General features: G+C 70.5%; 22 protein-coding genes. 7 read left to right on the forward strand and 15 right to left on the reverse strand.

All coding sequences use genetic code 11. From position 1 onward, the window contains the following. Window positions 1-17: 17 nt before the first annotated feature. The 4 genes from JYK18_RS00790 to kdpF are packed head-to-tail and all read right to left on the reverse strand — an operon-like array spanning window position 18 to window position 4,373. Window positions 18-593: a potassium-transporting ATPase subunit C gene (locus JYK18_RS00790; protein ID WP_206799238.1), complete on the reverse strand. Its 576-nt coding sequence runs from the start codon at window positions 591-593 to the stop codon at window positions 18-20. A 5-nt stretch (window positions 594-598) separates the two neighbouring features. Continuing rightward, window positions 599-2,614, reverse strand: coding sequence for a potassium-transporting ATPase subunit KdpB (gene kdpB, locus JYK18_RS00795; protein WP_206799240.1), 2,016 nt, complete (start codon window positions 2,612-2,614; stop codon window positions 599-601). After that, window positions 2,611-4,272: a potassium-transporting ATPase subunit KdpA gene (gene kdpA, locus JYK18_RS00800; RefSeq protein ID WP_206799242.1), complete on the reverse strand. Its 1,662-nt coding sequence runs from the start codon at window positions 4,270-4,272 to the stop codon at window positions 2,611-2,613. Before kdpA ends, kdpB begins: the two co-directional genes overlap by 4 nt. Further along, on the reverse strand, window positions 4,272-4,373 hold the full coding sequence (kdpF, locus tag JYK18_RS00805) for a K(+)-transporting ATPase subunit F (RefSeq protein WP_206799245.1): 102 nt from the start codon (window positions 4,371-4,373) through the stop codon (window positions 4,272-4,274). Before kdpF ends, kdpA begins: the two co-directional genes overlap by 1 nt. A 345-nt stretch (window positions 4,374-4,718) precedes the next feature. On the opposite strand from kdpF, the gene asnB reads away from it, so the two are divergent. The 3 genes from asnB (at window position 4,719) to JYK18_RS00820 (ending at window position 8,578) form a co-directional block, all read left to right on the forward strand. Further along, complete coding sequence (gene asnB / locus JYK18_RS00810; RefSeq protein WP_206799248.1) at window positions 4,719-6,557, forward strand: asparagine synthase (glutamine-hydrolyzing); 1,839 nt, start codon at window positions 4,719-4,721, stop codon at window positions 6,555-6,557. Window positions 6,558-6,653: 96 nt separating this feature from the next. Continuing rightward, entirely contained in the window at window positions 6,654-7,952 is a 1,299-nt protein-coding gene (locus JYK18_RS00815; protein WP_206799250.1) for an ROK family protein, read from the forward strand. A gap of 107 nt (window positions 7,953-8,059) precedes the next feature. Then, on the forward strand, window positions 8,060-8,578 hold the full coding sequence (locus JYK18_RS00820) for a general stress protein (RefSeq protein ID WP_206799252.1): 519 nt from the start codon (window positions 8,060-8,062) through the stop codon (window positions 8,576-8,578). Window positions 8,579-8,655: 77 nt separating this feature from the next. On the opposite strand, the gene JYK18_RS00825 is transcribed toward JYK18_RS00820, so the two are convergent. The 10 genes from JYK18_RS00825 to rsmD all read right to left on the reverse strand — a co-directional run bounded on the left by JYK18_RS00825 (window position 8,656) and on the right by rsmD (window position 15,365). Further along, window positions 8,656-9,903 carry a DUF1700 domain-containing protein gene (locus tag JYK18_RS00825; RefSeq protein WP_206799254.1) on the reverse strand — a complete coding sequence of 416 codons (1,248 nt, stop codon included), beginning with the start codon at window positions 9,901-9,903 and terminating at the stop codon, window positions 8,656-8,658. Then, complete coding sequence (locus JYK18_RS00830) at window positions 9,900-10,223, reverse strand: PadR family transcriptional regulator (protein WP_153036910.1); 324 nt, start codon at window positions 10,221-10,223, stop codon at window positions 9,900-9,902. The genes JYK18_RS00825 and JYK18_RS00830 overlap by 4 nt, the downstream gene beginning before the upstream one ends. A gap of 88 nt (window positions 10,224-10,311) precedes the next feature. Continuing rightward, window positions 10,312-11,178 (reverse strand): bifunctional DNA-formamidopyrimidine glycosylase/DNA-(apurinic or apyrimidinic site) lyase, encoded by an 867-nt coding sequence (gene mutM, locus JYK18_RS00835; protein ID WP_206799264.1) that lies wholly within the window; start codon window positions 11,176-11,178, stop codon window positions 10,312-10,314. After that, complete coding sequence (rnc, locus tag JYK18_RS00840) at window positions 11,162-11,908, reverse strand: ribonuclease III (protein WP_206799267.1); 747 nt, start codon at window positions 11,906-11,908, stop codon at window positions 11,162-11,164. Before rnc ends, mutM begins: the two co-directional genes overlap by 17 nt. A 12-nt stretch (window positions 11,909-11,920) precedes the next feature. Beyond that, window positions 11,921-12,103 (reverse strand): 50S ribosomal protein L32, encoded by a 183-nt coding sequence (gene rpmF, locus JYK18_RS00845; protein ID WP_113693552.1) that lies wholly within the window; start codon window positions 12,101-12,103, stop codon window positions 11,921-11,923. A 69-nt stretch (window positions 12,104-12,172) separates the two neighbouring features. After that, a complete protein-coding gene (locus tag JYK18_RS00850) occupies window positions 12,173-12,766 on the reverse strand; it encodes a DUF177 domain-containing protein (protein ID WP_206799269.1) in 594 nt (197 codons plus the stop codon). Between the two features lie 85 nt (window positions 12,767-12,851). Then, the gene (locus JYK18_RS00855; protein WP_206799277.1) at window positions 12,852-13,568 is read right to left on the reverse strand and encodes a DivIVA domain-containing protein; all 717 of its coding nucleotides are present in this window, start codon (window positions 13,566-13,568) and stop codon (window positions 12,852-12,854) included. A gap of 123 nt (window positions 13,569-13,691) precedes the next feature. After that, a complete protein-coding gene (locus JYK18_RS00860; protein WP_206799278.1) occupies window positions 13,692-14,102 on the reverse strand; it encodes a ribonuclease domain-containing protein in 411 nt (136 codons plus the stop codon). Window positions 14,103-14,311: 209 nt separating this feature from the next. After that, window positions 14,312-14,794 carry a pantetheine-phosphate adenylyltransferase gene (gene coaD / locus JYK18_RS00865; protein WP_206799282.1) on the reverse strand — a complete coding sequence of 161 codons (483 nt, stop codon included), beginning with the start codon at window positions 14,792-14,794 and terminating at the stop codon, window positions 14,312-14,314. A gap of 13 nt (window positions 14,795-14,807) precedes the next feature. Then, window positions 14,808-15,365, reverse strand: a complete 558-nt coding sequence (gene rsmD, locus JYK18_RS00870; RefSeq protein WP_206799291.1) for a 16S rRNA (guanine(966)-N(2))-methyltransferase RsmD — start codon at window positions 15,363-15,365, stop codon at window positions 14,808-14,810. Window positions 15,366-15,473: 108 nt separating this feature from the next. Here rsmD and JYK18_RS00875 point away from each other — a divergent pair, with 108 nt between their 5' ends. Further along, complete coding sequence (locus tag JYK18_RS00875) at window positions 15,474-17,603, forward strand: AAA family ATPase (RefSeq protein WP_206799293.1); 2,130 nt, start codon at window positions 15,474-15,476, stop codon at window positions 17,601-17,603. A gap of 36 nt (window positions 17,604-17,639) precedes the next feature. Further along, a complete protein-coding gene (locus JYK18_RS00880; RefSeq protein ID WP_206799295.1) occupies window positions 17,640-18,635 on the forward strand; it encodes an LLM class flavin-dependent oxidoreductase in 996 nt (331 codons plus the stop codon). On the opposite strand, the gene JYK18_RS00885 is transcribed toward JYK18_RS00880, so the two are convergent. Continuing rightward, the gene (locus JYK18_RS00885) at window positions 18,616-19,599 is read right to left on the reverse strand and encodes a hypothetical protein (protein WP_206799296.1); all 984 of its coding nucleotides are present in this window, start codon (window positions 19,597-19,599) and stop codon (window positions 18,616-18,618) included. The genes JYK18_RS00880 and JYK18_RS00885 overlap by 20 nt on opposite strands. A gap of 412 nt (window positions 19,600-20,011) precedes the next feature. On the opposite strand from JYK18_RS00885, the gene JYK18_RS00890 reads away from it, so the two are divergent. After that, window positions 20,012-20,644: a DUF6801 domain-containing protein gene (locus tag JYK18_RS00890; protein ID WP_206799305.1), complete on the forward strand. Its 633-nt coding sequence runs from the start codon at window positions 20,012-20,014 to the stop codon at window positions 20,642-20,644. A 90-nt stretch (window positions 20,645-20,734) separates the two neighbouring features. Then, window positions 20,735-22,081 carry a DUF6801 domain-containing protein gene (locus tag JYK18_RS00895; RefSeq protein WP_206799308.1) on the forward strand — a complete coding sequence of 449 codons (1,347 nt, stop codon included), beginning with the start codon at window positions 20,735-20,737 and terminating at the stop codon, window positions 22,079-22,081. The last annotated feature ends 45 nt before the right edge of the window (window positions 22,082-22,126 follow it).

Consider the following 22,126-nt stretch of genomic DNA (forward strand, 5'->3'; position numbering starts at 1 on the left):
CTGCGCCCGCGTCCACCTCACCGGCCCGTGACTTGCTGCACGGCGAGGTTGAGTTGCAGCACATTCACCCCCGGGATCACCCCGCTGGTGTGCTCGCGGACCAGTTCGGCCACCCGATCGGGGGCCACCCCGGTGTGGCGGGCCACGCGCGGGACCTGCAGCTCGGCGTAGGCCACGCTGATCGACGGGTCCAGGCCGGACGCCGAGGCGGTGACCGCGTCGGGCGGCACCCGCGACGGATCCACGCCCTCCCGGGCGGCGATCGCCGACCGGCGCTCGGCGACCTCGGTGACCAGGTCCTCGTTGAACCCGGACTTGTTGGACCCGCCCGAGGTCGACGCGTCGGCGGCGGCCGAGGGCCGGGTGTGGAACCACGGGTCGGCCGCCGGATCGGCGGCCACCGGGTCCACCCCGATCAGCGCCGAGCCGACCGCCTGGCCGTCCTTCGTGACCACCGAGCCCTCGGCGTTGGCCTGCAGCCCGGGGATGCGGGAGACCGCCCACACCCCGAGCGGGTAGGCCACGCCGAGCAGCACGGTCATCACCAGCAGCACGCGCAGTCCCGCGGCCGCCTGGTTGAACAGGTTCTTCACGTTCCTCACCCGATCCCGGGAATCAGTCGGACAAGCTGGTCGATCAGCCAGATCCCGGCGAACGGGGTGAGCACCCCGCCGACGCCGTAGACCAGCAGGTTGCGCCGCAGCAGCGCGGCCGCGCTGGACGGCCGGTACCGCACCCCGCGCAGGGCCAGCGGGATCAGCGCCACGATCACCAGCGCGTTGAAGATCACCGCGGACAGGATCGCCGAGGCCGGGGTGGCCAGCCCCATCACGTTCAGCCCGCCGAGCTGCGGGTAGATCGCCAGGAACATGGCGGGCAGGATGGCGAAGTACTTCGCCAGGTCGTTCGCCACGCTGAAGGTGGTCAGCGCGCCCCTGGTGATCAGCAGCTGCTTGCCGATGCCGACGATCTCGATCAGCTTGGTCGGGTCGGAGTCGAGGTCGACCATGTTGCCGGCCTCCTTGGCGGCCGACGTGCCGGTGTTCATCGCCACCCCGACGTCCGAGGCGGCCAGCGCGGGCGCGTCGTTGGTGCCGTCACCGGTCATCGCGACCAGCCGCCCGCCCTCCTGCTCGCGGTGGATCAGCGCCATCTTGTCCTCGGGCTTGGCCTCGGCGAGGTAGTCGTCGACCCCGGCGTCCTCGGCGATGGCCTTGGCGGTGAGCGGGTTGTCCCCGGTGATCATCACCGTCCGGATGCCCATCGAGCGCAGTTCGGCGAACCGCTCCCGCATCCCCGGCTTGACCACGTCGGACAGCCGGATCACGCCACGCACCACGGCCTTCTCGCCGGCGACGCGTTCGGCGACGACCAGCGGCGTGCCGCCCTGCTGGCTGACCTCGTCGACGATCCGCTCGGTCTTGTCCGGCATCTCGCCACCGCGTTCGCGCACCCACGCCCGCACCGCGCCCGCCGCGCCCTTGCGGATCTCGCGGTCACCGAGGTTCAGCCCGCTCATCCGCGTCTGCGCGGTGAACGGCACGAACTCGGCGAGCCGTTCTTCCTCGGTGGGTTCGGTGTCCCCGGTCAGCTCCACGATGCTGCGGCCTTCCGGGGTGCCGTCGGCGAGGCTGGACAGCCTGGCCACCGCGGCCAGCTCGTCCACTGTGGACTCACCGACCGGGATCAGCTCGGTGGCCTTGCGGTTGCCGAAGGTGATCGTGCCGGTCTTGTCCAGCAGCAGGGTGGACACGTCCCCGGCCGCCTCGACCGCGCGCCCGGAGGTGGCCAGCACGTTGCGCTGCACCAGGCGGTCCATCCCGGCGATGCCGATGGCGGACAGCAGCGCGCCGATGGTGGTCGGGATCAGGCAGACCAGCAGCGCGGTCAGCACCACCACCGACTGCTCGCTGCCCGAGTACGCCGCCATCGGCTGCAGCGCGACCACCGCGAGCAGGAAGATGATGGTCAGCGTGGACAGCAGGATGGTCAGCGCGATCTCGTTCGGCGTCTTCTGCCGCGAAGCGCCCTCCACCAAGGCGATCATGCGGTCCACAAAGGACTCGCCGGGTTTGGTGGTGATCTTCACGACGATCCGGTCCGAGAGCACGGTGGTGCCACCGGTGACCGCCGAGCGGTCGCCGCCCGACTCCCGGATCACCGGGGCCGACTCCCCGGTGATGGCGGATTCGTCGACCGTGGCGATGCCCTCGACCACGTCGCCGTCGCCCGGGATCGTCTCCCCGGCCTCGACCACCACCAGGTGGCCGATCCGCAGTTCGGCGCCAGGGCACTCCTCCTCGGAACCGTCCGCGGTCAGCCGCCGCGCCACGGTCTCCTTCTTGGTGCGCCGCAGCGATTCCGCCTGCGCCTTGCCGCGGCCCTCGGCCACCGCTTCGGCCAGGTTCGCGAACAACACGGTGAACCACAACCACACCGCGATCAGCACGGTGAACACGCTCGGCTCGGCCACGGCGAACACGGTGACCAGCACCGAACCCGCCCAGACCACGAACATCACCGGGTTCCGCAGCTGGTGGCGCGGGTGCAGCTTGCGCAGCGCGTCGGGCAGCGAAGCCAGCAGTTGCCGCGGGGCGAACACGTTCTTGCTCATGCGAGTGCCTCCGCGATGGGGCCGAGTGCCAGTGCCGGGACGAAGGTCAGCGCCGCGACCAGCACCACCGTGCCGGTGAGCAGCGAACCGAACAGCGGACCGGTGGTGGGCAGCGTGCCCGCGGTCACCGGGACCTTCTGCTGCGCGGCGAGCGAACCCGCCAGGCACAGCACCGCGATGATCGGGAGGAACCGGCCGAGCAGCATCGCCACGCCGAGCGAGGACTGGAACCAGTCGCTGGTCACGGTCAGCCCGCCGAACGCGCTGCCGTTGTTGTTGCCGGTGGAGGCGTAGGCGTAGAGGACCTCCGACAGCCCGTGCGGGCCGCTGTTGGTCATCGCGCTCGTGGTGTCCGGCAGCATCAGCGCCGCGCCGGTGCCGAGCAGCACCACGGCGGGCATGGCCAGCATCGCCACCGCCGCGCAGGTGACCTCGCGCCGGCCGAGCTTCTTGCCGAGGAACTCCGGCGTGCGCCCGACCATCAGCCCGGCCAGGAACATGGCGATGATCGCCAGCACCAGGATGCCGTAGAGCCCGGTGCCCACCCCACCCGGCGAAACCTCGCCGAAGAGCATGTGCAGCAACGGGACCCCGCCGCCGAGGCCGGTGAAGCTGTCGTGCAGCGAGTTGACCGCGCCGGTGGAGGTGCCGGTGGTGCTGGTGGCGAACAACGCGGACAGGCTGAGCCCGAACCGCTGTTCCTTGCCCTCCATCGCGGCCCCGGCCAGCAGCGCGGCCGGGCCGTTCGGGTGGTTCTCGCCGAGCCACGACACGGTCAGCATCGCGGCCCACAGCGCGCCCATCACCGACAGCAGCACGTACCCCTGCTTGTGGCTGCCGACCAGCTTGCCGAACGCGCGCGGCATGGCCACCGGGATGACCAGCAGCAGGAACACCTCGACCAGGTTGGACCAGGAGTTCGGGTTCTCGAACGGGTGCGCCGAGTTGGCGTTGAAGATGCCCCCGCCGTTGGTGCCCAGTTCCTTGATCGCCTCCTGGCTGGCGGCCGGCGCCAGCGAGAGCGTGGACGAGGTGCCGTCGGGCCCGGTCACCGCGACCCCCGCGGACAGGCTCTGCACCACCCCGAGCGCGACCAGCACGATGGCGAAGACGAAGGCCATCGGCAGCAGGATCCGCACGGTGCCGCGGGTCAGGTCCACCCAGAAGTTGCCGAGCCGGTCGGTCTTCGCCCGCACGAACCCGCGGGTCAGCGCGACCGCGACGGCCATGCCGACCGCACCGGACAGGAAGTTCTGCACGGTGAGCCCGAACATCTGGACCCCGTGCCCCAGCACCGTCTCCGGCACGTAGGACTGCCAGTTGGTGTTGGTGACGAAGCTGACCGCGGTGTTGAACGCGGTGCCCGGGTCGACCGAGCCGCGCCCGAGGTCCCACGGCAGCAGCGGCTGCAACCGCTGGAGCAGGTACAGGAACAGCACCGACACCAGCGAGAACGCCAGCACGCCGAGTGCGTAGGTGCCCCACCGCTGCGAGGAACCGGGGTTCACCCGGAACAGCCGGTAGAGCAGGAGTTCGCCCTTGAGGTGCTTCTCGGTGGAATACACCTTGGCGATGTAGTCGCCCAGCGGCTTGTAGGCCACCGCCAGCGCGACCAGGAGCAGGCCGGTCTGCAGCAGACCGGCCGTGGTGTCGGACATCAGAATTTCTCCGGCCTGAGCAACGCGACGAACAGGTAGACGAGCAGCCCCAGCGCCAGCACCCCGCCGACGGCGTTGGCCACGACCCCCGCGCCGCTCACAGCTTTTCCAGCCCGCGCAGGGTGAGCGCGAGCGCCACGAAAACGCCGATCAGCAGCACGGCGTAGAGCAAGTCGGCCAATTCGCACCTCTCCATCTCGAGATCACCCGTTTCGGTGATCGATGCGACGATGCGCCGATCACCGACCGCGACCGAGTCCGCCTAACGGGTCCTTGACGCCGTTTTCCTGGCCATTTACGGCTTTTTGACGCGCGGTGAGACCGGCCACAACCGCGGTGACGCTTCGGGCGGAGCAGGCATACCGGGCAGACATTTCCGCGAACCCGCGTTACAACGGTGTTACGAATATTTCGCATAGCTAAGTAATCCTGCGGAGGTGGCTCTCATGTGCGGTATCACCGGGTGGATCGCCTACGAATCGGATCTGCGCACCAGAAGCGAAGTGGTGGACGCGATGACCGCCACCATGTCCTGCCGGGGCCCGGACGACTCCGGCACCTGGCTCAGCGAGCACGCGGCGCTCGGGCACCGCAGGCTCGCCATCATCGACCTGCCCGGCGGCCGCCAGCCGATGACCGAGCGCACCCCGTCCGGCGACGTGGTGCTGGTCTACAGCGGTGAGGCGTACAACTTCGCCGAGCTGCGCGAAGAACTGTCGGCCAAGGGCCACCGGTTCACCACCAGCAGCGACACCGAGGTGGTGCTGCACGCCTACCTCGAATGGGGTGAGGGCGTGCCCGAGCACCTGAACGGGATGTACGCCTTCGCCGTCTGGGACGAGCGCACGCGGAAACTGCTGCTGGTGCGCGACCGCATGGGCATCAAGCCGCTGTACTACTACCCCACGCGCGACGGCGTGCTGTTCGGCTCGGAGCCGAAGGCGATCCTGGCCAATCCGGCCGCCAAGCGCGAAGTCGACTACGACGGCCTGCGCGGGCTGCTGGCGTTCACCAAAACGCCCGGCTGGTCGCTGTGGAAGAACATGTACGAGGTCGAACCGGGCAGCACGGTCACCGTCGACGACTCGGGCATCCGCGGCCGCACCTACTGGAAGCTGACCGCCACCGAGCACACGGATTCCCAGGAAGCCACCGTGGCGAAGGTCCGCGAGCTGATGACCGACATCGTGCACCGGCAACTGGTGGCCGACGTGCCGCGCTGCGTGCTGCTCTCCGGCGGGCTCGACTCCAGCGCGGTCACCGGGCTCGCGGCGCCGTACGTGGCGAACGAGGGCGAGCAGCTGCGCACCTTCTCGGTCGATTTCACCGGGCAGGAGGAGAACTTCCAGCCCGACCGGATCCGCGCGACGCCCGATTCCCCGTACATCCGCGACGTCGCGAACCTGGTCGGCTCGGCGCACCAGAACGTGGTGCTCGATTCGGCCGCGCTGAGCGACCCCGAAGTGCGGCGGGCGGTGGTCCGTGCCCGCGACATGCCCGGCGGCATGGGCGACATGGACACCTCGCTGTACCTGTTGTTCAAAGCGATCCGCGAGCAGTCGACGGTGGCGTTGTCCGGCGAATCGGCGGACGAGGTCTTCGGCGGTTACCTGTGGTTCCACGACCAGGCCGCCCGCGACGCCGACACGTTCCCCTGGCTGGCCTTCAACGAGCTGACCGGCAGCCGGACCGCGATGCTGCGCCAGGACGTCACCGACGGCCTGCACCTGGACGGCTACATCGACGACCAGTACCGCACCGCCGTCGCGCAGGTGGACCACCTCGACGGCGAAAGCGACCTGGAACGCCGGATGCGCACGATCTGCCACCTGCACCTGACCCGGTTCGTGCGCATGCTGCTCGACCGGAAGGACCGCGCCTCGATGGCGGTCGGACTGGAGGTGCGCGTACCGTTCTGCGATCACCGGCTGGTCGAATACGTCTACAACACGCCGTGGTCGCTGAAGACCTTCGACGGCCGGGAGAAGAGCCTGCTGCGGCACGCGACCAAGCACGTGCTGCCGGAGTCGGTGGCTTCGCGGGTGAAGAGCCCGTACCCGTCGACGCAGGATCCGCACTACGCGGAGGCGCTGCAGAAGCAGGCGCGGGAACTGGTGGCCGACCGCGACGCCGCGGTGTTCCAGCTGGCGGACCGGGAATGGGTGACCAAGGCGGCGGAGTTGGACTCGGCGGAGGTGACCGGCGAGGTGCGCCAAGGCCTGGACAAGGTGCTCGAACTGCAGACCTGGTTCGAGGAATACGGCCCAACCCTTACGCTCGGCTAACCTTTCGCCGGTAAACCTCGTGTCAAATGTCTTTCCCATGCAGAAGTGTGACGGTCATGCGTATATGATGAAAGGAGTCACGCAGAAGGGGATCCCATGGGAGAGCCGCCCGGAGGCGAACCGCCGAACTCCGAGCTGGTCGCGAGTTACGGCAAGCTGCTGCGGCTGGTCCGCAGCGGGCAGGCGCAGACCAGGCCGGCCCTGTCCGAGTGGACCGGGCTGGGCCGGACCGCGGTCACCCAGCGGATCACCACGCTGCTGAACGCCGGGCTGCTGGAGGAGGGGGAGCTCAACCCCTCCACCGGCGGCCGCCAGGCGCGGACGCTGCGGTTCCGCAAGGACGCCGGGCGCATCCTGACCGCGGAGCTGGGCGCCACCAGTTTCATCGCGGGCATCACCGACCTGGCCGGGACCGTGCTCGCCGTCGCGCACTGCGACTGCGACATCGCGGCCGGGCCGGAGATCGTGCTCGACGAGGTGGAGGCCACGCTCGACAAGCTGTGGTCCGAACACGGCGAGGAGGAGATCGGCATCTGGGGCGTCGGCCTCGGCCTGCCGGGGCCGGTCGAGTTCGCCACCGGGCGCCCGTCCGAACCGCCGATCATGCCCGGCTGGAACAACTACCCGGTGCGCGACCGCCTCGGCGCGAAGTACCGCGCGCCGGTGTGGGTGGACAACGAGGTGAACCTGCTCTGCCTCGGCGAGCTGCGGGACCCGGCCGCGCGCGGGCACGAGCACGGCGGTGACCTGCTCTACGTCAAGATCGGCACCGGGATCGGCGCGGGCATCAGCAACGGCGGGTCACTGCACCGCGGCGCGCAGGGCTGTGCCGGCGACATCGGCCACGCCGCGGTCGCGGACGAGGGCCCGGCGGGCGAGGTCGTCTGCCGCTGCGGGAAAACCGGGTGCCTGGAAGCGCTCGCGGGCGGTTCGGCACTGGCCCGCGACGGCGAGGAGCTGGCGCGGACCGGGCAGAGCGAAGCACTGGCGCGGGTGCTGGCCGAAACGGGCCGCATCACCGCCGCCGACGTCACCGCGGCCGCGCGCTCGGGTGACCACCAGGCGGTGCGCCTGCTCGTCGCGGCGGGCAAGCGGATCGGCTCGATGCTCGCCACCATGGTCAACTTCTACAACCCGTCCACCATCCTGCTGGGCGGGAAGATCGCCGGTGCCGGTGACCTCTTCCTCGCCACCATCCGGGAAACCATCTACCGGCGCTCGCTCCCACTGTCCACAAGGGAGCTTCGCATCGACAAGGCCCGGCTCGGCGAGGAGGGCGGCCTGATCGGCGCCGCGCACATGGTGCTCGACGAACTGTTCGACCCGGAGTTCTTCGCCCGCTGGCTCCCCGACGGCTCCCCGGCCGGTCGCCCGGAACTGCTCGCCGCGGTCTGAGCCCGTCGGGGCGACGCGGGTCACAGTCTGAGAAGTGGCTGTGAACTGGCGTTTTCGGGCATGCGCGGCCGGGTAAGCGCGTTGTGAGGAGCAGAGAGGTGAGAACAATGACCACAGCTTTCTCGCAGACCACGTTCACCAGGAACCCGGGCACCCCGCAGCTGCCGACCATGCCCAGCGGCTGGCCGATCGGGTCCTACGACTCCTACGAGGGCGCGCAGCGCGCCGTCGACCACCTCGCCGACAGCAAGTTCCCGGTGGAGGACGTGACCATCGTCGGCGTGGAGCCGATGCTGGTCGAGCGCGTCGCCGGGCGGCTGAGCTGGGGGAAGGTGCTGACCAGCGGGGCGCTGTCCGGCGCCTGGTTCGGTCTGTTCGTCGGGCTGCTGCTGAGCATGTTCACCGCGGGCGCCGGGTTCGCGCCGATCCTGATCGGCCTGGTCTCCGGTGTCGGCTTCGGCATGGTGTTCTCGGCGATCAGCTACGGCGCCACGCGCGGCAGGCGCGACTTCGTCTCCAGCAGCCAGCTGGTGGCCCGCCGCTACGACGTGCTTTCCCAGCCGCGCAACGCCGAGAAGGGCCGCGAGCTGCTCTCCCAGCTGGAGCTGAACCGCCCCGCATTCTGAATAGGACAGTCCTGATAGGACAGAGATGAAGCGAGGAGCGGGCCCCGACGCCCGCTCCTCGCTTCGCGCGCGCACCCTCAGCCGGTCGGCGTCGGTGCGGTGGCCGGTGCCGACGGGGTCGGCGGCGCGGTCGGCGGCTGGGTCGGTGCGTCCGGCGTGGGCACGCCGGGAGTGGGCACGCCGGGCGCCGCCGGCGGGGCGGGCACCTTCGGGATCGCCGCGGTGAACGGCACTCCCGGCACCACCCGGCAACCCGGCTGGTAGGCGTTGTACCCGTTGTAGTGCCCCTGGTCGTCGTACCCGTACTGGTCGACCTCCGGCCGCGGGAACTGGTTGTCCGCCCCCTCGCGCTGACGCGATCCGGTCCCCGGCTCGCAGCCGTACCGCGGCAGCGTCAGCGGCTTGCCGTCCTGGTCGAACAGGTAGACCTCGGACAGCGGCTTGCCCTCGGCGTCGAACGCGTAGATGTTCTCCACCTGCGTGTTGCCGTAGCTCAGCACCGGCTGCCCGCCGACGGTGTTGTAGGTCTGGCCGTACCCGCCGTAGCCGTTGTACCGGCTGTTCGCCACCCGGAACACGCCCTCGGTCACCAGCCCGAGCACCACGCCCACCACCAGCGCCGACACCGGCAAGCTGAGCCACAGCCACTTGCGGTCGGCCACCGACTTCGGCCCGAACCACACGATCACCACGGCGACCGCGGCCAGCGCCACGAGCGCCAGCATGCCTTCGCGGCCCTCGTCCAGGAACAGCAGCAGGCCGAACACCACCAGCACGGCCGCGCACAGCAGCCACCACGCCGGGCGCAGCGACTTCAGGTACGCCAGCGCCTTCGACTCGCGCCCCACCGCCGTGCGCAACGGCTTCAGCTCCGGCAGCCTGCCGAGCGCGGCGTCCCCGTGCCGCGCCAGGTACCAGCCGCCCGCGGCGAGCACCGCGGCCGCCGGGATCAGCAGCAGCAGCGCGTCGGCGGACAGGCTCCCGGCCGCCATCACCCCGAACGGCAGCAGGATCACCACCATCGCGGCGAGGCTCCACAACGCCAGCCGCGAGCCCAGGTCGGAGTTGAGCTTGCGGCCGCCCGCCTGCTCCGGCGACGGGTAGTCGCCCGCCGCCCGCAGTTCCGCCGCGTAGCTCTCCGGCGAGCCGAGGCGCTCGGTCATCGCCGCGAGCGTGCCCTCCTCCCCCAGCTCGGTGCCGATCTCGAGCAGGTGCGGGCGGACGTCCTCGAGTATTTCGTCCACTTCGGCCGGCGGCAGGTCGGCCAGCGCGGTCCGGACCCTCGCCAGGTAGTCCCGCACGACGGCGGGAGTCTGGGTGCTCATGCTGCCTCTCCCAACAGGCTGTCCATCGTCTTGGCGAAGGTGGTCCAGGTCTTCCCCGACTCCGCCAGGCGCTGGCGCCCCGACTCGTTCAAGCTGTAGTACTTGCGATGCGGTCCTTCTTCGCTGGGCACGACGTACGACGTCAGCAACCCCGCCTTGTACAGCCGCCGCAGCGTGCCGTACACCGACGCGTCGCCGACCTCCTCCAGCCCCGCCTGTCTCAAGCGGCGGAGGACGTCGTAGCCGTAACCGTCGTGCCCGCGGAGCACCGCGAGCACCGCGAGATCGAGCACGCCTTTGAGTAACTGACTGATCTCCACCGGTTCCCTCCAGTCCTGCGCCGCGAACACTAGCACGCATTGCGCAGTAGCGTGCACAAGAGACCGCCAATCGGCGGTAAGGAATTGCTCAGGCCCTGGTCAGCCGGGGTTTCGGCTGGCAACGCGGGCAGGAGAACGACGACCGGTTCATGAACGGGTCGCGCCGGATCGGCGTACCGCAGCGGCGGCAGGCCCGGCCCTCCCGGCCGTAGGCGTCCAGCGAGCGCTCGAAGTAGCCGGACTGGCCGTTGATGTTGACGTACAACGCGTCGAACGAGGTGCCACCGGCGAGCAGCGCCTCGCTCATCACGTCGGTGGCCGCCTGGAGCAGGGCCGCGCCCTGCTTGGCGGTGAGCTTCTCGGCGGGCCGCGCCCAGTGCAGCCGCGCGCGCCACAGCGCCTCGTCGGCGTAGATGTTGCCGACCCCGGAGACCAGGGTCTGGTCCAGCAGCGCGCGCTTGATCTCGGTGCGACGGGACCGCAGCGCCTTGACCGCGAGCACCGGGTCGAACGCCGGGTCCATCGGGTCGCGCGCGATGTGCGCGATCGTGCTCGGCAGCAGCGTGCCGTCGACGTCGACCAGGTCGGACAACGCCAGGCCGCCGAAGGTGCGCTGGTCGACGAACCGCAGTTCGGGGCCGTCGTCGTCGAAGCGGACGCGGATCCGCAGGTGCTTCTCGTCCGGCGCGTCGGCGGCCTGCACCAGCATCTGCCCGCTCATCCCGAGGTGCGCGAGCACGGCGTCCTGGCCGGACATCTCCAGCCACAGGTACTTGCCGCGGCGGCGGGCGGCGAGCACCCGCTCCCCGGCGAGCCTGCCGGAGAAGTCCGCCGCGCCTTCGACGTGCCGCCGGATCGCGCGCGGGTGCAGCACGGTGACCTCGGCGATGGTCCGCCCGGACACGTGCTTCTCCAGGCCGGCGCGAACGACCTCGACCTCAGGGAGTTCCGGCATCGCCCTGCTGGTTGAGCTCCTCGTTGAGGGTGCGCCAAGCGGCCTCGGCGGCCTTCTGCTCGGCTTCCTTCTTCGTCGTGCCGACGCCGTTGCCCAGGGTGCGCCCGGCGATGATCACCTTGGCGCTGAACTCCTTGCGGTGGTCCGGCCCGGTGTCCTCGACCTGGTACTCGGGCACGCCAAGCCCGGCCGACGCGGTCTGCTCCTGGAGGCTGGTCTTCCAGTCCAGGCCGGCCCCGCGCAGCGGGACCTCGGCCAGCAGGCTGTCGAAGAGGTGGTGCACCAGCTTGCGCGCGGTCTCGATGCCGTGCGCGAGGTAGGTGGCGCCGATGACGGCTTCGAGGCCGTCGGCGAGGATGCTCGCCTTGTCCCGGCCGCCGGTCAGCTCCTCGCCCTTGCCGAGCAGCAGGTGCGCGCCGAGGCCGCCGTCACCGAGGTTCCTGGCCACCCCGGCCAGCGCGTGCATGTTCACCACGCTGGCCCGCAGCTTCGCCAGCTGGCCCTCCGGCAGGTCGGGGTGCTCGTTGTACAGGTGGTCGGTGACCACCAGGCCGAGCACCGCGTCGCCGAGGAACTCGAGCCGCTCGTTCGGCAGCAACCCGCCGTTCTCGTAGGCGTACGACCGGTGGGTCAGGGAAAGCCGAAGGAGCTCGGCGTCCAAGGTGACGCCGAGCGCCTCGAGTAAGGGCGTCGGATCGCTTGCCGGACCGGTGGGCGATTTTCCCCCCATGTCTCAGCTACCTCAGGCGGGCTCGACGACCTGACGACCGTCGTACTGGCCGCAGGTCGGGCAGGCGATGTGCTGCGGCTTGGGCGCCTTGCAGGCACGGTTCGAGCAGGGCACCAGCTGCACCGGGGCGGCCTTCCACTGGGCGCGGCGCGAGCGGGTGTTGGAACGCGACATCTTCCGCTTGGGGACGGCCACGACTGGTTCTCCTCAATCACGATCTGCCCGCGTGCGCGGGCATGCTTGCGGTCTACGAGCTGGCGCTCGTCAGGCTTGCTTGTCCGGGCCGGACGCCGGATTCTCGTCGAAACGCTCGACCAGCGCGGCCCACCGAGGGTCTATGGTCTCATGCCCGTGTCCGGGCTCGAGATCGGCCCACTTCACCCCGCACTCGCTGCACAGACCGGCGCAGTCGTCGGTGCACAGCGGGGCGAGCGGCAGCGCGAGGACCACCGCGTCCCGCACCGCCGGTTCGAGATCGATCCGGTCGTCGACCAGGCGCATGATCTCGTCCTCGTCGGTGGTCTCCTCGGTGGTGGAGTCCGGGTAGGCGTACAGCTCGGTCAGATCGACCTCGACCTCGTCGGAGATCGGGTCCAGGCAGCGCGAGCAGTGCCCGGTCACCGGGGCCGCCGCGGTGCCGGTGACCAGCACGCCCTCGACCACGGACTCGAGCAGCAGGTCCAGCTCCACCTTCGCGCCCTCGGGCACCACGATCACGTCGGGCACGCCGAGGGGCTTGGTGACCTCGACGTCGCGCTGCACGGCACGGCTGAGCCCGGCCCGGCGGCCGAGTTCGCGGGTGTCGAGCACCCAGGGACTGCGCGCGTCGAGGTGCGACGCGCTCTTGTCTTCAGACATGACTCTCTCTGCTACGAGGTTCTCGGGCAGCACTCGGAACCGGAGTGCGCAACCTCACCACTGTACGCGACCTCGGGGGCCGGCATCACGCCTGGTAGTCGTACACGGTGTTGCGCCCGAGGCTGGACGGGGCGCGCAGGTGGTTGCGGCCGGAGTCGACCGTGCGCAGCGTGGTCGAGAGCAGCTCGGAGAACTCGGCGAGCTTGCCGTCGACGTAGGCGTCGCAGTCGGCGCGCTGGCGGTCGGCCTCGCCGTGGGCCTCGTCGACGATCCGGGCGGCCTCGGCGTGCGCGGCCTGGACCACCTCGGTCTGCGCGACCAGGCGCGCCTGCTCGGCCCGGCCCTCGTCGATCGCGCGGTCGTAGGCGTCGCGACCGGCCTGGATCATCCGCTCGGACTCGGCGCGGGAGCGCTCGGTGAGGTTCTGGTACTCGGCCTGGCCGGCGGCCACCGTGCGGTCGGCGTCGGCGTGCGCGTCGGCGACCATCTGCTCGGCGCGGGCGCGGGCGTCGGCGAGCAGCCGGTCGGCCTCGGCGGTGGCCTCGGCGATGGTGCGCTCGGCGTCGGCGTTCGCCCCGGAGACCGTGGTCTCCGCCTCGTGCCGGGCCTTGTTGATCAGCTCGTCGCGCTTGTCCAGCACGTCCTGCGCGTCGTCGACCTCGCTCGGCAGCGCGTCGCGGACGTCGTCGAGCAGTTCGAGGACGTCACCGCGCGGGACCACGCAACTGGCCGTCATCGGCACGCCGCGTGCCTCTTCCACGATGGTGACCAGTTCGTCTAGGGCCTCGAACACCCGGTACACGGCAACTCCCTCACGGCAGAACTTCCCACTTCGCCGGGTCCCAGTCTGCCCGTCCGGCCGGTGGAACGCCGTGAAGGAGGGTCACCCGGCGTGTCCGCCACGACCGGGTGACCCCGCGTTCGTTCAGACCGTGACCAGCACGAAGCTCTCGTAGTGGTCCGCGGTGTAGAAGTACTCGTCGCCCTCGCCCTTGACGATCCGGCGCGCGCCGCGGTCGTCGCTGCCCGGGGTTTCCACGGTGTACTCGCGGTAGTAGCCGGAGTCGCACAGCGGCAGGAGCCGCTCGCGGTTCTGGAAGACGGTGTCGTCCTGCGGGTACGGGTACGGGCCGTTCTGCTGGATGAGGTCGTAGGTCTCGCTCGCCTCGGCGGGCAGCGAGTCCAGCGGGGACTGCTCGAAGCCGGAGGTGTCCCCGCACTCGGCCTGCACCGGCACGGGAGCGGCGGGCGCCGCCGCGACGGTGGTGGCCCCACCGAAGAAGGCGACCAGGATTGCCAGCAGAACGCCTGCTAAGCGCGACTTTTGGTTAATCATTTTCGAACCGTAGCCCGATCACGTGATCATCGGGAGACACCGGCGTGAACTCGGTCCGAGCGAACGGAACCATTCGGGGGTCCCGCTGGGCCGAACGGCCTAGCGCCCGCCGGATCGAATGCTATGAGTGGGGCATTACTTGCATTGAACGCTAGTAATGCCCCACTCATAGCATTCGGAGGGCCTCGGCCCGGGCCCCGTCGCCGCGGCTAGCGCTGTTCGGCGAGCCGTTCCAGCAGCTTGGCGTGGACCACCTCGGGCAGCAGGTGCGAGACGTCGCCGCCGTAGGTGGCCACCTCCTTGACCAGCGAGCTGGACAGGAAGCTGTACTCCGGGTTCGTCGGCATGAACAGCGTCTCCACCCCGGTCAGGCGGTGGTTCATCTGCGCCATCTGCAGCTCGTAGTCGAAGTCGCTGACCGCGCGCAGGCCCTTGGTGATGGCCACGATGTCGTGGTCGCGGCAGTAGTCGACCAGCAGGCCCTGCCACGAGTCCACCCGCACGTTGGGCATGGCGGTGACCGCGGCGGAGATCAGGTCCATCCGCTCCTCGATGGAGAACAGGCCGTGCTTCTTCGGGTTCACCATGACGGTGATCACGACCTCGTCGAACAGCTTGGCCGCCCGCTCGAAGACGTCGATGTGCCCAAGGGTGACCGGATCGTAGGAGCCGGGACAGACCGCGCGCCGCATGACGCGGACGTTATCAACTTCCGGTGGACTCGGCCCAGTGCAGTGCCGTGTCGCCGTACCGCTTGGTGCGCAACGGCTCCAGACCGTCCGGCCAGGACGGTTCGCCGTCGCGCAGCGCCCGCTCGACGACGACCAGCCCGCCGGGCACCAGCCAGCCACCGGTGACCAGCGCGGCGAGCACCGCCGCCAGCCGCACCGCGCCGAGGTCGTACGGCGGATCCGCGAGCACCAGGTCGAAGGGCGCGTCGGCGCCGGCCGTGAGCACCGTCTCAGCCTTGCCGTGGCGCACCACGCCGCCGAGTGCGAGTGCGGTCACATTCCCGCGCAGCACGTCGGCCGCGCGCTTGTCCGCCTCGACGAAGACCGCCTCGCGCGCGCCGCGGGAAAGGGCCTCCAGCCCGAGCGCGCCGGTGCCGGCGTAGAGGTCGAGCACGCGGGCCCCGTCCAGCTCACCAGCCACTTCCAGGGCGTTGAACAAGGCTTCGCGGACGCGTTCGGAGGTCGGCCGGGTGCCCTTCGGCGGCACCTTGAGCTTCCGGCCACCGGCGCTGCCCGCCACGATCCTGGTCACGGTGGCATGGTCGCACCTGTGTTTTTGGGCAGGACCGGCTGTACCCCGGCACGGGGACGCGTATTGTCGTTCTTCCCCTTCCCGGCGAGTGAGCTGTAGGAGCGCTGCGTGTCGGAACCTCGGGTCAGACGGGCCGAGATCGCCATCGAACAGACCCATGTCGATCGGGTCTACACCCGTCTCGCGGAACTGCGGACCCAAGCCGAGGCGATGCGCGCCAAGGGCTACGAACTGGGCCACGGCGCCCAGACCGAAGCGGTGTTCGAGCAGGCGTCGATGCTGTTCGAGCGGGACATGATGGTCTACCACGCCAACCAGACCCTGCAGACGCTCGACGCCGAGTACGAGGGCCTGGTCTTCGGCAGGCTCGACCACGCCTCCGACAACGAGCCGATCTACGTCGGCCGCCTCGGCATCCGCGACGCCGAGTTCGACAACCTGGTCACCGACTGGCGCGCCCCGGCCGCGGCCGCGTTCTACCAGGCCACCGCCGAGGAACCGATGGACGTGGTGCGCCGCCGGGTGATCCGCTGCTCCGGGCAGACCGTGCTCGACGTGGACGACGACGTGCTGATGGCCGACGCCGTGCCCGAGTCCATGCAGATCGTCGGCGAGGGCGCGCTGATGGCCGCGCTCGGCCGGTCCCGCGGCGAGAAGATGCGCGACATCGTCGCCACCATCCAGCGCGAGCAGGACGAGGTGATCCGCGCGCCGTGGCGCGGGGTCACCGAGATCACCGGCGGGCCCGGCACCGGCAAGACCGCGGTCGCCCTGCACCGCGCCGCCTACCTGCTCTACCGCCACCGCCGCCAGCTCGGCGGCGCCGGCGTGCTGGTGGTCGGCCCGTCCGGGGTGTTCACCAACTACATCTCGCGCGTGCTCCCCGCGATGGGTGAGACGAACGTGGAGCTGCGCGCGCTCGGCGAGCTGCTCGACGGCGCCACCGGCACGCACCAGGACCCGGCCCGCCTCGCCGCGATCAAGGGCTCCTCGCGGATGCGCAAACTGCTCGCGCGCGCCATGCGGGACACCCCGCCGGACGCGCCGACCGAGATGCGCATCGTCTACAAGGGCGAGGTGCTCAAGCTCGACGCGAAGGAGCTGGAGAAGGTCCGCCGCAAGGTGCACACCCAGGGCGGGCCGCCGAACCGGTCCCGGGTGCGCGCCGCGGAGACCCTGCTCGAAGCGCTGGCCGACAAGGCCGACGCGCACGCGAAGGCCGACGGCCGCTCCTCCGACCGGGCCGAGCTGATCACCGATCTGGGTGAGCGCATCGACTTCCACCGGTTCCTGGTGGTGTGGTGGCCGGTGCTGCACCCGGCCGAGGTGCTGCGCTGGCTCGGTGACGAGCGGCGGCTGGCCCGGTCCGGCAAGCAGTTGCTCAACCGCGAGGAGATCACCCTGCTCGCGGCTTCGCTGGCGGACGAGAGCACCGGCTGGTCGGTGGCCGACATCGCGCTGCTCGACGAGCTGCGCGTGCTGATCGGCCCGCCGCCGAAGCGCCGCCGCCGGGCCCAGTCGATCGAACTGGACGCCGCCCCGGTCGCCCGCGGTTCCAGCGGCACCGGTCCGCAGCGGCCGGAGCACTACGACGAGTACTCGCACATCGTGGTCGACGAGTCGCAGGACCTCTCGCCGATGCAGTGGCGGATGGTCGGGCGGCGCGGGAAGTACGCCAGCTGGACCGTGGTCGGCGACCCGGTGCAGAGTTCGTGGCCGGACCCGCCGGAGGCCGCGCAGGCCAGGGAACAGGCGTTCGGCCGCGGCACCGCGCACCGGCGCTACACCCTGCGCACCAACTACCGGAACTCGGCGGAGATCTTCGACCTGGCGGCCAAGGTGGTGGCGAACCAGGCCGAGGCCGACGAGCTGCCGAAGGCGGTGCGCACCACCGGACTGGAGCCCGAGGTCCGGCCGGTCGACCCGGCCGCGTGGGAGAGCTCGGTGCAGGCGGCGGCCAAGGAGCTGATGGGCGCGGTCGAGGGCACGGTCGGCGTGATCTGCGCCATGGACCGGGTGCCCGAGGTGGAGCGCTGGCTCGCCGATCAGGCCGACGAACGGCTCAAGGTGGTCGGCAGCCTCGACTCGAAGGGCCTGGAGTACGACGCGGTGGTGCTGGTGGAACCGGCCGAACTGGTAACCGAGTCGTCGACCGGGCGGCGTGTGCTCTACGTCGCGCTGACCCGCGCGACGCAGCAGCTGACCGTGCTGGCGTCCGACCCGAGCTGGTTGCCGTAGGGAAGCTTTCGCGGCTCCCGCGCGTTCACTCCAGGCGTGAGTTCACTGTCTGAAGTGCCCCTGTCCGTGCTCGACCTGGCGCCGATCGTCAGCGGGTCGGACGCGCGGGCCGCGCTGGAGAGCAGCGTCGAGCTGGCCAAGTACACCGAGCGCCTCGGTTACCACCGCTACTGGGTGGCCGAGCACCACAACATGCCGGGCATCGCCAGCTCCGCCACCTCGGTGCTGATGAGCCACATCGCCACCGCCACCGAGCGCATCCGCGTCGGTTCCGGCGGCATCATGCTGCCCAACCACGCGCCGCTGGTGATCGCCGAGCAGTTCGGCATGCTGGAGGCCTTCCACCCGGGCCGCATCGACCTCGGCATCGGCCGCGCGCCGGGCACCGACCAGCGCACCGCGCTCGCCCTGCGCGGCGCCGCCGGGCTGTCCGCCGACGACTTCCCGCAGAAGCTCCAGGAACTGCGCACCTACTTCGAACCGGGTGAGGGGCGGGCGGTGCGCGCGTTCCCCGCCGAGGGGTTCAAGGTGCCGGTGTGGCTGCTCGGGTCGAGCGGGTTCAGCGCCCAGCTCGCCGGCGCGCTCGGCCTGCCGTTCAGCTTCGCGCACCACTTCAGCGCGCAGAACACGATCCCGGCCGTCCGGCTGTACCGCGAGGCGTTCCAGCCGTCCGAGGTGCTCGACGAGCCGTACGTGATGCTCGGGGTTTCCGTGCTGGCCGCGGACACCGACGAGCACGCGCGCTACCTGGCCGGGCCGAGCGCGCTGACCTTCCTCAGCCTCCGCCGCGGCAGGCCGATCCCGTTGCCCACGCCGGAGGAAGCGGCCGCCTACCCGTACACCGACGTGGACACCATGTTCGTCGAGGAACGGCTCGGCACCACCGTGCTCGGCTCGCCGGAGACCGTGCGCAAGGGCTTGGAGCAGCTGCTCGAGGACACCGACGCGGACGAGCTGATGATCACCACCATGGTCCACGGCGAGGAGGACCGGAAGCGCTCCTACGAGCTGGTCACTTCAGTGCGAGGCTGAACCGGTCGGCGGCGGCGATCGAGAACACGCCCGACGCCGCCGTCGCGGGGACCGCGATCGCGCTGCTGTTGCTCCAGCCCCAGGCGATCACCTTGCCGGTGGACAGCAGCGCGACGCTGTGCGTCCAGCCCGCCGCGATCGCCTTCACCCCGACCGCGGTGGCCGGCACGTCGGTCTGCTTGTACTCGTTGTTGCCCCAGGCGACGATCGTGCCATCGGCCTTGAGCGCCAGGCTGTGCTCCCAGCCCGCGGAGATCGCGGTGACCCCGGACTTCGCCGCGGCGGGCACGTCGATCTGGCCCCATTCGTTGCCGCCCCAGGCGATCACGCCGCCGTTCTTCAGCGCGAGGTTGTGGTCGCCGCCCACGGAAATCGCGCTCACCCCGGACTTCGCCTCGGCAGGCACGTCGTCGCGCAGGCCCCAGCTGACCACCTGCCCGCCCTGCTTCAACGCGAGGCTGTGGAAACCGTAGGCGGAGATGGCGGTGACCCCGGACTTGGCGGCGTCGGGCACTTTCAGCTGCCCGAACCAGTCGTTGCCCCAGGCGACGACACCGCCGTTCTTGAGCGCGAGGCTGTGGCCCCACCCGGCGGCGAGCGCGGTGGCGCCCTGCGCCTCGGCGGGGACGACCGTCTGCCCGTAGGTGTTGTTGCCCCAGGCGACCACGGTGCCGTCGCCCTTGAGCGCGAGCGCGTGCACGCCGCCGACGCGCACTTCGGCCACGCCGGCGGTCAACCCGGCGGGCACCGGCCGCTGCTGCCAGATCCCGTTGCCCCAGGCGATCACCCCGCCGGTGCCGTCCGCGGCCGCGGCTGCCTCCACCGGCGCTGCTTCGGCGGACGGGGTGGCCGTGGCCGGCGGCGGCGCGGTGGGCCCCGGCTCCACCGACACCGCGGTCAGCGCACCGGCCAGCAGCAGCCCCGCTCCCAGCGCGCCCACCACGAGCGAAGCCGATTTCCGCATTGTTCCTCCGGAGCATCACCTACGGCCGTTCGGCCGAACGCGGCATGGGTAGAAGACACCTGGACTTTACGGCAGGACCACGCCGAACACGGACCGTCGCGGTCGCGGAGGCCGTTTTTCATACGCTGGTGACAAAGCCGGGATTGGCGATCCGGCTGGGGTGACAAATTCACCGATACAGGAGCCGAGTTTGCCCTGGATTCCTTGCCGCCTCTTGATTCGCCAGGACACGCGCTCGTAATCTACTAGCGGGTAACCCGAGAACGGACGGTGTAAAAAGGGGGACTCTGCCGTCCGGTATCAGCTCTACCCCGGGATCGATCTCCACTTTACTCGGCCGCCGGAGAATCGGCGAGCAGCCGCCGTGCCCGTTTTATGCGGACCAGCAGAACGATTGAGGAGATTATCGCTAATGTCACGACGATTCGGCAGACTCTTCGCCGGTATGGCGACCACCAGCATGGTTCTCGGCCTCACCATGGCCGGAGCCGGTACCGCGCTGGCCGCGGACCAGGCGTACACCACCACCAGCACGCTGTCCTACACCTGCAACTACCCGCTGATCGGTGAAGCACCGCTCACCGTCACGGCCACCTTCCAGGGTCCGGACTCGATCACCGGTGGCGGTACCTTCCAGGCCCACACCGTGACCGCGGTGGCCACCGTGCCCGCCGACGTGGTGGGCGCCCTGTACTTCCTCGGCGGCATCGACGGTGTCCGCGGCACCGCCGACGCCAGCGTCGCCGTTTCGGGCGGGACCCCGTCCACGGTCAACGTGAGCGACCTCGGGGTGGCGGAGCAGTTCGTCGCCGACCCGAACGCGGACTTCCCGGTCAACGCGGCCCAGACCTCGAGCACGGTGGTGCCCGCCATCACCGCGGCGTCCTCGGGGACCCTGACCGCGTCGCTCGGCGCGACCTTCTCCGCGTCGCTGGACTTCCACTACCTCAACGCCACCCCCGAGTGGCAGGGCCCGGAAGCCTTCGACTGCACGCTCGACGGCGGCCAGACCCCGGCCTTCTCGCCGTCCCTGCCGATCACCTGATTCGAGTAGTAGATTCCCCCGGTGCTCCGGCCACGTCCCCGACACGTGGCCGGAGTTTCCGGCATTTCTGGCTCTGGCGAAGGAACGCGGATGGCACAGAAAAAACTCCGGGACAAGCTCGGCACCACGGCGGCCGTCGCGCTGCTCGCCGCCGGACTGACCAGCGGGCTGACCGGAGCGGGGTCCGCCGCGCCCGAGGCACCCGAAGCGCCGGCGGAGAGCGTTCCGGTCTCGCTGGCGCTGACCTACGACTGCACCTTCGGCGAGAGCGAGCCGCAGGCGGTCGGCCTCACCCTCAACACCACCCTGCCCAGCTCGGTGCTGGTCGGGGAACCGGTGGCCGCGGGACCGCTCGACGCGGAACTGGTCCTGCCCGACACGCTGTGGCCCGCGCTCGGCGCGCCCGCGTCGATCCAGGGCACGGTCACCACGAACCTGCTCGGCGTGCAGGACGCGAAACCGGAGGCGGTGTCCGCGGAGCTGCCGGTGCCGTCCACCCCGGTGCCGCCGGAGGCCGCGCTGATCGTGAAGACCGCGGGCACCGTCCCGGCGTGGCAGACCAGCGCGGCGGGTTCGCTGACCGTTTCCGTCGGGCCGCCGTCGATCGTGCTGACCACCCAGCCTGCCGAAGGCGCGATGGGCACCGAGGTGGTCGTCGAATCGGTCTGTGAACCGGCGCCCGAGCAGGATCCGCTGCTGGGCTCGGTGGCGGTCCTGCTGCCCGGTGAGCCGGTGCCGCCGCCGGGCACCACTCCCCTGCCGGGGCTGCCCGGACCGGACGGTGTGGTGCCGGGCCTGCCGTCCGCGCCCGGTGCGCAGGCCGCGGAGGCCGGTCCCGGCGCACTCGCCGCCGCGCCACCGGTTTTCCCGCTCACCGCGCAGTACATCAACGGCGAGTCCACGGTGAAGAAGACCGGGGCGAAGGTCGTGCTCGGCCCGGGGTTGATGGTCAACGGCGGTTCGTACCTCAACCCGGCGGGCATTCGCGGGGACGTGGCGCTGCCGAAGGCGAAGACCCCGTTCTACGCGTTCGGCTTCCTGCCGGTGACCGGGCTGGCGGAGTTCCTGCCCGCCAACGACCCCAACGGCAAGCTGACCTTCACCGAGGGCACTTACCCGAAGCCGGACAGCATGCTGTTCGCGCACACCGAGGTGTTCCTGCGGATCAGCGACGTGGAGATCAACGGGCTGTCGTACGACGTGGGCCCGGACTGCCGCAGCGACAAGATCTCGCTGGACCTGTGGGGGCAGTACCTGGTGACCAGCGGTGGCACCATCGGCACCCACCCGGACGCGCCGCTGGAGTCGCAGCGGTCGTTCACCATCCCGCCGTTCAGCGGGTGCGGGGTGTTCGAGGACATCTCCCCGATCGTCACCGGCCTGGTGTCGGGTCCGGGCAACCAGGTCACCCTGGTGCTCAAGACGGTCGGCAAGTAGGAAAAAGGCCCGCCACCCCGGTTTCCCGGGTGGCGGGCCTTTTTG

Origin of the sequence: Amycolatopsis sp. 195334CR (assembly GCF_017309385.1) — a bacterium.
GTDB lineage: Bacteria > Actinomycetota > Actinomycetes > Mycobacteriales > Pseudonocardiaceae > Amycolatopsis.